This is a genomic window from Micromonospora sp. LOL_021 (assembly GCF_048060215.1).
Taxonomy (GTDB): domain Bacteria; phylum Actinomycetota; class Actinomycetes; order Mycobacteriales; family Micromonosporaceae; genus Micromonospora_E.
The window spans coordinates 1-10,102 of the sequence record NZ_JBHMIN010000091.1 but is presented as its reverse complement, the minus strand read 5'-3'; the positions used below and the strand labels follow the sequence as shown (position 1 = coordinate 10,102).

At 68.6% G+C, this 10,102-nt stretch carries 18 protein-coding genes; 4 read left to right on the top strand and 14 right to left on the bottom strand.

Annotation, left to right across the window (positions count from 1 at the left end; translation table 11 throughout):
* The first annotated feature begins 283 nt into the window (after positions 1–283).
* Genes ACFHWT_RS30615 through ACFHWT_RS30605 form a run of 3 tightly spaced genes read left to right on the top strand, consistent with a single transcriptional unit; the run spans position 284 to position 1,560 of the window.
* Positions 284–508, top strand: a complete 225-nt coding sequence (locus ACFHWT_RS30615; protein WP_416598119.1) for a hypothetical protein — start codon at positions 284–286, stop codon at positions 506–508.
* 57 nt (positions 509–565) lie between these two features.
* Positions 566–1,264, top strand: coding sequence for a hypothetical protein (locus ACFHWT_RS30610; protein ID WP_416598118.1), 699 nt, complete (start codon positions 566–568; stop codon positions 1,262–1,264).
* Positions 1,265–1,317: 53 nt separating this feature from the next.
* Positions 1,318–1,560, top strand: a complete 243-nt coding sequence (locus ACFHWT_RS30605) for a hypothetical protein (protein WP_416598117.1) — start codon at positions 1,318–1,320, stop codon at positions 1,558–1,560.
* 1,004 nt (positions 1,561–2,564) lie between these two features.
* On the opposite strand, the gene ACFHWT_RS30600 is transcribed toward ACFHWT_RS30605, so the two are convergent.
* From ACFHWT_RS30600 to ACFHWT_RS30565, 8 genes are all read right to left on the bottom strand, one after another.
* A complete protein-coding gene (locus tag ACFHWT_RS30600; RefSeq protein ID WP_416598116.1) occupies positions 2,565–2,849 on the bottom strand; it encodes a hypothetical protein in 285 nt (94 codons plus the stop codon).
* Entirely contained in the window at positions 2,849–3,088 is a 240-nt protein-coding gene (locus ACFHWT_RS30595) for a hypothetical protein (protein WP_416598115.1), read from the bottom strand. Before ACFHWT_RS30595 ends, ACFHWT_RS30600 begins: the two co-directional genes overlap by 1 nt.
* 357 nt (positions 3,089–3,445) lie before the next feature.
* The gene (locus tag ACFHWT_RS30590) at positions 3,446–3,574 is read right to left on the bottom strand and encodes a hypothetical protein (protein ID WP_416598114.1); all 129 of its coding nucleotides are present in this window, start codon (positions 3,572–3,574) and stop codon (positions 3,446–3,448) included.
* A gap of 107 nt (positions 3,575–3,681) precedes the next feature.
* Positions 3,682–3,861, bottom strand: a complete 180-nt coding sequence (locus ACFHWT_RS30585; protein WP_278114774.1) for a hypothetical protein — start codon at positions 3,859–3,861, stop codon at positions 3,682–3,684.
* Entirely contained in the window at positions 3,861–4,079 is a 219-nt protein-coding gene (locus ACFHWT_RS30580; protein ID WP_278114772.1) for a hypothetical protein, read from the bottom strand. The genes ACFHWT_RS30585 and ACFHWT_RS30580 overlap by 1 nt, the downstream gene beginning before the upstream one ends.
* Before the next feature lie 73 nt (positions 4,080–4,152).
* Positions 4,153–4,467, bottom strand: coding sequence for a DivIVA domain-containing protein (locus ACFHWT_RS30575; protein ID WP_416598113.1), 315 nt, complete (start codon positions 4,465–4,467; stop codon positions 4,153–4,155).
* Positions 4,468–4,696: 229 nt separating this feature from the next.
* A complete protein-coding gene (locus tag ACFHWT_RS30570) occupies positions 4,697–4,891 on the bottom strand; it encodes a DUF397 domain-containing protein (protein ID WP_416598112.1) in 195 nt (64 codons plus the stop codon).
* Between the two features lie 14 nt (positions 4,892–4,905).
* On the bottom strand, positions 4,906–5,766 hold the full coding sequence (locus ACFHWT_RS30565; protein ID WP_416598111.1) for a helix-turn-helix domain-containing protein: 861 nt from the start codon (positions 5,764–5,766) through the stop codon (positions 4,906–4,908).
* A gap of 252 nt (positions 5,767–6,018) precedes the next feature.
* On the opposite strand from ACFHWT_RS30565, the gene ACFHWT_RS30560 reads away from it, so the two are divergent.
* Positions 6,019–6,216, top strand: a complete 198-nt coding sequence (locus ACFHWT_RS30560; RefSeq protein ID WP_416598110.1) for a DUF397 domain-containing protein — start codon at positions 6,019–6,021, stop codon at positions 6,214–6,216.
* Between the two features lie 143 nt (positions 6,217–6,359).
* Here ACFHWT_RS30560 and ACFHWT_RS30555 read toward each other — a convergent pair whose 3' ends face one another.
* The 6 genes from ACFHWT_RS30555 to ACFHWT_RS30530 all read right to left on the bottom strand — a co-directional run bounded on the left by ACFHWT_RS30555 (position 6,360) and on the right by ACFHWT_RS30530 (position 9,259).
* A complete protein-coding gene (locus ACFHWT_RS30555) occupies positions 6,360–6,602 on the bottom strand; it encodes a type II toxin-antitoxin system RelE family toxin (protein ID WP_416598109.1) in 243 nt (80 codons plus the stop codon).
* Positions 6,599–6,898, bottom strand: a complete 300-nt coding sequence (locus tag ACFHWT_RS30550; protein WP_278114762.1) for a type II toxin-antitoxin system Phd/YefM family antitoxin — start codon at positions 6,896–6,898, stop codon at positions 6,599–6,601. Before ACFHWT_RS30550 ends, ACFHWT_RS30555 begins: the two co-directional genes overlap by 4 nt.
* An 81-nt stretch (positions 6,899–6,979) precedes the next feature.
* Positions 6,980–7,270 (bottom strand): CRISPR-associated endonuclease Cas2, encoded by a 291-nt coding sequence (locus ACFHWT_RS30545; RefSeq protein ID WP_278114760.1) that lies wholly within the window; start codon positions 7,268–7,270, stop codon positions 6,980–6,982.
* Positions 7,267–7,545, bottom strand: coding sequence for a CRISPR-associated endonuclease Cas2 (locus ACFHWT_RS30540; RefSeq protein WP_281550647.1), 279 nt, complete (start codon positions 7,543–7,545; stop codon positions 7,267–7,269). The genes ACFHWT_RS30545 and ACFHWT_RS30540 overlap by 4 nt, the downstream gene beginning before the upstream one ends.
* 5 nt (positions 7,546–7,550) lie before the next feature.
* Positions 7,551–8,543 (bottom strand): CRISPR-associated endonuclease Cas1, encoded by a 993-nt coding sequence (gene cas1, locus ACFHWT_RS30535; protein WP_416598108.1) that lies wholly within the window; start codon positions 8,541–8,543, stop codon positions 7,551–7,553.
* Entirely contained in the window at positions 8,540–9,259 is a 720-nt protein-coding gene (locus tag ACFHWT_RS30530) for a reverse transcriptase domain-containing protein (RefSeq protein WP_416598107.1), read from the bottom strand. Before ACFHWT_RS30530 ends, cas1 begins: the two co-directional genes overlap by 4 nt.
* Positions 9,260–10,102: the final 843 nt, after the last annotated feature.

Sequence of the window (10,102 nt, the reverse complement as noted above, 5' to 3'; positions counted from 1 at the left end):
TCCTCGCGATGGCCGCCGCGATCTGGCACAACAACAAGACCGGCGCACCCGTCACCCGGTCACTGATCGCCTATGACCACTGACCGAACTTCGGAACTATTCGTCTAGACAGCACCAACCTCACCGCAGGTAACCCCACGATGGGGCTCTCACTACGGGGGGTCACCCAATATCGCGAGAAGCGATATAGTGCATCGATCGGCATGATCACATTTCGAGGAGTCGCGTGGATCCGTCGACATCGCCTCGTGGGCTACCTCGCCGCCTGCTCGGTGACCGGCGCATGGTGGAAGCTCTCGCAACCCGCACCTTCAGCACCGTCTTCAGCGCGGCGAAGGCAGCAGGGCTCAGCTTCAACGCCATCGTCGCCGCCACCGGTCTGAAGGCCGAGCGAGTCAGCCTGATCGCACGAGGCGAAGGCCGCATCACCGGCATCGATACCATCGAACATATCGCCGATGGCCTCCGCATCCCCGGTGCCATGCTCGGCCTCGCTGCTCGATCCTGAGAGGACGACGCCAACGACATCGCGGCAGAAACACGCTCCGCAAAGGAGGATGAGTCCATGTACCGCCGTGAGCTTCTGCGTACGGCCCTCGCCGCCGGCTTGACCGCCGCCCCGCTGAACCACGTCGCGGACGTCCTGGCCGCCGCCGACCGCGCACTGTCCGTCGGCGGCCCGGCCGACCTTTCGCGGCTGGAAGCGGCCACAGAGCAGCACAGCTTCGGGTACGGCGGACGCGCCCCCACCGACGTCCTCGCCGACCTGCTCACCGACTTCGCCGATGTCACCCAACTGCTCCAGCGTCCGCAGCCGGCCACCACCCGGGTCGCGCTGGCCAGGATCACCGGCCAACTCGGCGGGATGACGGCAGTCGTGCTGCACGATCTCGGCAACCGGCGTGAGGCGTACGCCTGGTTCGGCACCGCGACCCGCGCCGCCGCGGAGTCCGGCGACCGGTCGCTGCACGCCTGGGTCCTGGCCCGTAAGGCGATGTTCCGCTCAACTTCGGCGCACCGCAGGCAGCGACCGAACTCGCCGAGCAGGCGCGCCGGACCGCTGGCCAGGGACCGACCGCCGCCGCGACTCTGGCCGCAGCCGTCGCAGGCCGCGCCTACGCCCTCGCTGGACGCCGCGACGAAGCCAACTCGGCACTACGCGACGCCGACCAGCTCGCCGACACTCTGCCCGAATCGGAGCGAGCCGATTCCTGGTTCGGCCACTGCGAGCAGAAGCACCACGTCCACCTGTCCCACGCCCTGAGCGCGCTCGGCGAGACGAGCCGCGCCCGCGAAAGCCAGACGTACGCGCTTGCCTTGTCGGCCCCGACCAGCACACTCACCCGCACTCTGCTGCGCATCGACGCCGCTACCTGCCAGCACCGCGACGGCGACACCATCGGCGCCTGCCGGTCGGCAGCCGCTGCACTCGCCGACGCCCCCGCCCACCAGCGCACCGGTCTCACTCGCAGCCGCGCGGTCGACTTCTACCGCAAGGTGCCCGGCCCGATTCGGTCCGCTCCGGAGGCCCGAGGGTTGGCAGAAATGCTCGCGGCGTAGCACGCCGAGCCGAAGCACTGCACGAGCCGGGGTGATGATCGAACGCCGCTGTCGGCGTACTGCGACACAACGGGAGCCGACAGGCTCTGCTCTGGTCCCGTCTTTCCGACTACACCAGCGTCAGTTGTCTGACACAGCTTGCTTGAAGTTCCCGACTCGGAAGCATCTGTGGCCGATCAACGCCTGGCCAGCAGCTCCCGACCCGTATCTCGTTGCACAGCAGCACGACGTACGGTCCGCTGATCCACTACCCGAGGACGAGTCGTTTCCTCTTGCCGGAGCCAACCCGGTGAGCGACAATTTCCACATCGGCCTGTCGGCGACTACCGGACGGGAGAGGTGAGACTGCCACGCCGAGCCCTACGGTCTCCACCGAGGACGGACAAGCCATCGATGTACGCAAGATTAGGTGCCGGAGTTGCGACGAAATGTCGATTGCGGCAACCTCCGACACGCCCGGGATCCGGGGGAGGTTGGCGGAAAGATCCCAAAGTACGCCCGAGCTGCAAAAACTTGCCTTACAGAGATCAACTGAGCCGTCATCAAGATCACGATGATCATGAGGTTGCCCTCCGAACCACCTGTTTGCCCAGCTCAGACCTGCCGACATTTCGGACACGGGTCCCCGGACACACGAAAACCGCGCCGGATTGAAACCCAGGGGCCGCTCAGACCCAAGATCATGACAGTTTCCCCGGACACACGAAAACCGCACCGGATTGAAACCTCGGCCTCGCCCTTGGCCGCGATGGCTTCTCGACGTCCCCGGACACACGAAAACCGCACCGGATTAAATCAGCCAAAACGTCAGAATGAGAGGACCCGAGTCGACTTCAGGGCTGAGTGTCAGCGCGGTGGCGGTGGGGTGACCGTGTAGGCGGCAGTAGGGCACTGGGCCGAGCGGCCGTCCGCGTGCTCGGAGGCGGACGTGGGGCGTCACCGCCCGTCGGGTACCCGGTGCCCAATCGCCCACCAGGGCTACGGCGGTTACGCGCCCCGGGTGTCTACGGCTGCTCGGTGGCCGGGAAGTCGACGCCGTTGGGCGGCTGCCGGCGCTGCACCACACCGGGGCGGGTCAGCGCTGACTTGTAGACGCCGATCGCAGCCATCCGCCCGTCCCGCCCCGCCAACGTGATCGTGGCGAGGATCCCGACCACCGGGGAGTCGGCGTCGTCGAGGCCGTACCGGATGTCCGAGACCCGTACCGTCATCGACCGGTCACCGAACACCCAGTCGGCCTTACCGAGATGCAGCGTGTCCCCCACCCGGATCAGATCGCGGTCGGTCATCAGTCGTCCCGCCCGTCGTGGACGTACCCGTCCGGCCACAACCCGGCGTACTGCAACACCGCCCGCACCCGACGCGCCCGGCCCTGGTCCCAGCGGTCCAGCACCGCCAACGCGTTGGTGAACGGCGGACAGAACGCCGCCACGTCACACACCCGACACTCGGCCAACCGACTCGGCATGTGCACGGCGACCGCCTCCCGCGCACGGTCCAACACATCGACGTCGGGCCGGTTCCGCATCGCCGCCGCCACACCGTCCAAGGGCGCCCGCTGTGGATCACCGTCAGGTGCCGCCACCCCACGAGCGGCCAGCAACCGGAAGCGCGGATCACGCTCGATGTCCGTCTGCCCCGGCGTCCGTCGCGGCAACGGAGGCCGATCCGGCGTCGGACCAGAGTTGACCCTGACGTACGGGGTCAGGTGGTGTCTGCTGGCAGGGCCTTGGTTCCTGGTCACTTTTTCCCTCCCGGAAGAGCGTGTAGTGAGCCTCTTCGTGCTTCCTATGTGGATCGGTCAGGTCGAGCCCCACTCGGCCACCAGTCAGGCAGCCACGACCACCGCGACATTGGCCATCAGCAGGGAGTCGGTGCGAGGACGTCAGTGCGGCGGCGGTGGAGTGGTGGTGAGTTCGCCGCATTTGGGGCACCAGCGGCTCTTGACCCGGAACGAGAACAGCCCGGCCAGGAACCCGAGCAACGCGGCGCTGGTCAACGCACAGATGTCCATGATCGTCTGCCTTCTCTCGTAGCAGTGCGGGGGTAGGGGTCGGACCGGTGGTTGCCGCCAGCGGCCCGACCCCAGCTCAACAAGGGCATTGGCGCTCAGCCCGGCGGTCAGATCGACCGTCGTCGCCACCGCCGCCGGGGCGGGTTCTCCTCACGGTGCTGCCGCTGGTGCTCGCGCACCCGCTCCTCCCACGCCTGCTGGTCGTGGTCGTCCGGGTCGAACGGATACCAGCGATGCGAGCCGTCCTCGAAATGCATGTCCTCATCACCGGGCCGGATGACCGACATCAGCGCCACCACCCGATGAACCGCGAATACAGATAGCCGCACCGGTAGTCGGGCAGGTCCGCCATCGCGTCCAGCAGGCACGTCGCCATGTACACCGACAGCGACACCACCGCACCCGCGTACTCGGCCAACAGCTCCCGCCGCCGCGTCTGACACGGCCACGGCAAGCCGCAACCAGCGCACATCCAGGTCGGGCGTACGGGACGGTGCAGCGTCATCCGAGCCTCCTCCAAACTGGACCTGGGACTTGAGGTGAGCCGGGGCGCACCCATGCGGGGCAGGGTTCGACGCTCACCACCGCCCCCGATTCGGTGGGTAGCGCGCTTGACCGGCGCTGCCCGCCGACGGATCCGGCCAGGGCGGCGGGTCGTTGAACCGGCAGCCGACGTGCCGCTGCCGCCACTGCCGGAGACCTTCGCGGATGCGTTCGGCCTCGGCCCGCTCACCAGCCGCCAATCCGGCCAGCCGATCCAGCTCATCGGCGACCTGGTGCAGGTACGCGTACACCTCCTGCGGGTCCAACCCCCGCCACCGCCGGCTGAACCGGACCGCCCTGACCCGCCACGACTCGGCCTGCCCGGCTGTCGCGCCGCTTCCCGCCGTCACCGCGACCGCCACCTACCGACCATGTCTCGCGGACGAGACGGCAGCAGGCCACGAAACTATGTCGCACCTGTGGAATGTTCCAGCATCGGCACGGTTACAGGATGCATCGAGGGGGCATCCGACGCAAGAGGCATCCACCACCGTCTCCCCCACCCGGACACACGAAAGCGGTGCCCGGGTAAACCCGGACACCGCTCGGTGTGGCCTCAGTCAGCTGCGTTAGCGCAGGTCACCCCCGCCCGGCACGCAGACTGTGGATCAACGAGGCAAACGACGTACGACTGAAATCAAGGACCGGCCCCGCCGGACCCGCCTTGCTGTCCCGGACGCCCACCCGAGCATCCGTGACGTTCACCTCCACGCAGTTGTCGTCGCCGCCGGACCGCGTGGACTTGTGCCAACCTGTGGCTGGAAAGCTGCTCATGCTCCCGATTCTCCTCACCGACCCGCCCCAGCCAAAGCCCGGAGCAGTCCCATGCTGTCCTCAGCCGGCAACGCCGACTCCCACACCCGACCGAACAGGTTCGCGTAGGGTGCAACCTCGTCCGGCTCGGTATAGACCAGGTCCGACGTCTCCGTGTCCACCGCGACCGCGTCCGGATCACCACCACCGAACCGGTACACCGTGAACGGCGACCTCGGCAACCAGTAGTCGCGCAGCTCAGCGCCCTGCGGCAGCACCCGCACCGACACCCGCCCGGACCCCTCGGCCAACGTCGCCAGGTGCAGCAACTGCTCCCGCATCACCTCCGGCGGCGCAGCCGGCCGCCGTACCGCGACCTCCTCGACCACCACCTCGTACCGAGGACCGTCCGGCCGCGCCAACATCCGCTGCCGCATCATCTTCGCCTCCACCGTCCGATCAAGGTCGGCCGACGGCAACCGGGCCTGCTTGAACGCCAACTCCGACCGCGCCCGCGTGTACGCCGGCACCTGCAACAACCCCGGCACCACAAACGACTGATACTCACGGATGCTCACCGCACCGTGCTCCAGATTCGCGTAGACCGCCTGACGCCGGCCCATCCCTGACCCGTACGACTCCCACCAACCACGCTCGGCGGCGTCGTTCGCCATCCGTACCAGCTCGTGCCACCGCTCACCGTCAACCGACAACGCGCCCAGGATCGCGCTCACATCCGACACCGACGGCACCCGATCCGCCGTCTCGAACCGGGACAGCTTCGGCCGCGACATCTTCGCCGCCCGCGCCAACTCCTCGGCGGTCAGCCCAGCCTCCTCCCGAAGCCGCCGCAGCTCCTTCGCCAACCGACGCCGACGCACCAACGGACTACTCAACCCCACACCCCATCCGTTCCACCAACCAGCAATGTTCCACCACTCGGCAACGAGCGAACCTACCGGCAATCACGGGCAGCCGACACCCCAGGAACCTCAACGTGGAGACCTCCCCGACGCCGCCTACCTCGACGGCCCCGACGCGGTCCGGGCATACACTCGGCTCGGGGAACGACTCACCGCCGCCGCACTCGGCCCGGTCGAGTCCCGCACCCTCATCCGACGGATCGCTGACGACACCGGAGGCTGATCATGAACACGCCGCACCCCACCTGGCGCAAGTCCAGCCGCAGTGACAACAACGGCGGCGCCTGCGTCGAGGTCGCCAGCCTGCCCTCCACCACCGCAGTCCGCGACAGCAAAGACCACACCGGCCCGGTCCTCACCTTCACCACCACCGGATGGAGCGCCTTCATCCGCGCGGTCAAGACCGACGGGCTCAACGCCTGAAGCAGCCCGCGCCCGTACGGCGATCGGCGGTCGAGACAGCCGGAAGTTACTTGGCCGCACCTGTCCGCAGAAGGTGCTGCCCGACCGGCCATCGGTCCCGACCCCGTCGCGGCCGATGGCGGCGTACCCGCTGTCAGGCTGATTCAGGAGTAGACATCCTTGCGGTGGCCGACCGCGTGGATGATCAGGTCGTCGCCGTCGATCCGGTAAAGGACCCGGTAGTCACCAACACGCAGCCGTCGGCCCGATCCGTCACGGAGCTCGGTCGAACTTTGCGGCAGAGGATCGGACACCAGGTCAAGGATCGCGCCGAGGACCGCCAGGAAGACGTTGCGCGGCTGCTTGTGCAGCCAGACCAGCACGTCCCGGTCGACTTGAACCTTCACGCCGCCGCACCGTCGGTGCGGTCGGCCAGCAACGCTTCGACTTCACGAGGATCGACCCCGAGCGACTCCAGCGCCGCCGACAGCGGCACGAACTGCCCCTCGGCACGGGAGCGGGCGATCACCGCAGCGTCCTTGCTGTCCCGGAACGCTTCGAGCTCTTCCCACTCGTCGATCCCGACCAGTACGGCCACCGGCCGCTCGTACTTAGTGATGACGACCGGTTCACGGGTGCGCTCGACCGACTCCAGCACCCGGCCCGCACCATCGCGGAACTCCCGCAGCGTGATCCTCTCCATGCACGGACTGTACCACGCGGTACCGTGCTGCCTCTTACTTGGCGAGAGACACCCGTCCCCGTTTCGGGCGGCCCTTCACGTTCAGTGGGCGGTCCAGCCGGGTTGGCGGGTGAGGCGGTGTGGCTGGCGGGCCGGCAGCCACCTGGCCCGGCGGGCGCAGTCGGGGCACGGGGCGTGGCCGTGGATCCGGTCCGCCGGGCCGGCGACCGCGGCCAGGTCGGCGACGACCCGCGCCGCGGTCAGGTTGACCTCCGGTGGCACCAGCCATCCGCTGTACTGGAAGCGGTCGGCGATCGGGCCGAGCCGGGCGCGTACCTCGGCGCGGCGGCGGTCGTTCACGATGTCGTAGACGACGAGCACCGGCCGGTTCACCAGCCGGCCCAGCCCTGCTCGGGGAGGACTTCCAGCGGTACGCCGTACCCGGCGGTTTCGCAGTCCGGGCAGGACGGCAGGGCCAGCAGATGCCCGCCGCCAGTGAACCGTTCGGCGCTGGCGGCGAGCAGCCGGTCCAGGTGCGCGTCACCGATGTGGATGGTGAAGACGCTGTACAGCACCCGTACGCCGTGGCGGCGCAGCAGCGTCGTCAGCTGCCGCCGGTCGCGGTCGTCGGGCAGGTCGAAGGTCACGGTCCACCAGCTGGGCTGCATGCCGGTCACCTCCAGCGGAACGGCCGGTACTGCGCCTGCTCGTCGAGCAGCCAGCCGCGCAGCCGAAGCGCCTGGCGGCGTACCAGTTGGTGGTAGGTCGGCTGGTCGGCGGGTGCCGGCCATTCGCGGGCCGGCATGGCCAGCCGGGCCTGATACCGCGAGATCAGCGCGGACGTCGCGCCGGGTGTCAGGTGGGTGCCGTCGAAGTCGGCGTCGGTCACGGTACGCAGACCGAGCATCGCCAGCACGGTGCTTTCCAGCAGCGCCGGCCGCCACTCCTCCATCAGGTCGAAGGCGAGCGTGGGCCGGCCCCGGCTCGGAGTGTGCAGAAACGACAGGTACGGGTCGAGACCGGCGGCGAGGATCGCACCGTGCACGGTTTCCCGCAGCAGCGCCGAGCAGTAGTTGATCAGCGCGTTGATCACGTCGCGGCGGCTGCGGTCACGGGCGGCGAAGCCGTACTCGGCCGGGGTCATCACCCTGATCGCGCGAAAGTACGCGCCGGCCGCCGCGCCTTCGATGCCGATCAGTTGCGCCAGGTCGGTCGCGGCGCTGGCGGCCTGCTCGAACTCGGCGAGTCGGGTGACCGCCGCCCACACGGTCGCCGGGTCGCCGCTGCGTCTGGCGCGGCGGCGCAGCAGCGTCGCCTGGTTGGCGATCTTGGCAGGGATGACGGCGCGGGCCAGGTCGAGCCGGGCGGCCGGATCGCGGTGCCGGTCGAGTTGGCGCAGCCGGGCGGCGATGTGCCCGGCGGTGGGTGGTTCGAGCCGGCCGAGCGGTCGGCCGGTGCGGCTGAGCAGGATCAGCGGGATGCCATGGGCGAGCATGCTGTGCATCGCGTGCGGCGTGACGGTCACCCGGCCGGTGGTGACGACCTCGCCGACCATGGTCAGCGGCGCGGAGGCGCGCAGCACACCGTCGCGGTGCACGACGAGCCGGCCGTCGCGCCGGCCGAGGACACAGTCCGGGCCGATCACGTGGAACGCCTTGCCGATCATCGCCGGCTCCCGTTGCTGGCCGGCAGCTTGCCCCGCTGCGGCGTGTTGAGCAGCGGGTGCGTCCAGTCCGCGTTGGGCTGCTCGGGCCGGCCGTGTTCGCCGTCGAACACCCAGCCGAGCATGCTGAACCCGGCGTCGAACGTGGTGATCTGCGTCTTGTCCGGGTGCAGCCGCAGGTTGAGCGCGGCCAGCTCGGCACCGATCTGCCGGGCGCCGCTGATCGCCGCGTCGAGGTCGAGGCAGAACAGCGCCAGGTCGTCGGCGTAGCGCACCAGCCGGCCGTGCCGGCCGTCGACCCGGGCGTCGAACTCACGCAGGTAGAGATTGGCCAGAGTCGGGCTGATCGGCGCGCCTTCGGGAACACCCCGGACCCGGGTACGCAGACCGGCGGCGGTCAGCATCGGCGCGGTGAACCAGCCGCGTACGATCCGGCTGACCGCCGGGCCGGCGAGACTTCCGCTGACCATCTCGTGGAGGAGCTGGTGGTCGACGCTGGCGAAGAAATCGGCGATGTCCGCGCGGACCACATAGCGCAACCCCTTGTCCCGGTACGCGAGAGCCATCGTCAGCGCGTCCACCCAGGAACGACCCCGCTGGTACGCGAAACCGACCTCGGCGCGGCGGGTCTCCCACCGGTCGCCGGCGACGTGCAGGAAAGCGCGCTGGGCGACCCGGTCGGCGGACGGTCGGAATGCCCCGGTCGCGGCGCTCGCCACCACGGTTGACGGTCATCAGTCGAAGGGGTTGCGGGGTGTATTCGCCGCTGCGCAGCAGCGCGGACAGCGACTCCAGCCGTGGCCCGAGGTGATGGGCGAACTCGGCGACGGTCACGCCGTCCGCTCCGGCGAGTGCGGTGCCGGCGGCGACCCGCGACCACGCGGCCCACAACGTCGGCTGGTCAGACATCCGACTCAACAGCCGGGAAGGAGAGGTATTCATGCCGAGATCGGACGGACGAACTCCGATAGAATCGGTGGCATCGACGTCACCGCCGAGATCAACAGGAGCTTATGTCCGGAAATGCCCCTTGCGACAACCCCCGACACGCCCGGGATCCCGGTTAGGTTGGCGGAAAGATCCCAAAGTGCACCTGAGCTGCGAAAACCCGCCCCATGGAGATCATTTGAGGCTCCCCCAAGATCATGATCAACAAGAGGTTGCCCCCGGAGCGCCATGTTTGCCCAGCTCAGACCGCCCGACATTTCGGACACGGTCCCCGGACACACGAAAACCGCACCGGATTGAAACTTTGCGCGGAACGCCACGCCCGCAGCCGCAAGCACGTCCCCGGACACACGAAAACCGCGCCGGATTGAAACTCGCGGAGCGTGATACGCTCGCGGATGTTGCGGGTCCCCGGACACACGAAAACCGCGCCGGATTTGGGCAAGCAAAATGCCCGTCGGGGTGTCCGCGAGTGGCGTACCACGACCGTGCAGCATTGATCCCCGATGCACCGCAGCGCGTGATCCCGTCAGGGAATCAAAATCCTGTGACGGGAGGACTTCCCAATAGGCTTCGAGCCGATTGGCACCGAGGTTCGTCGATGTTACGTGGGG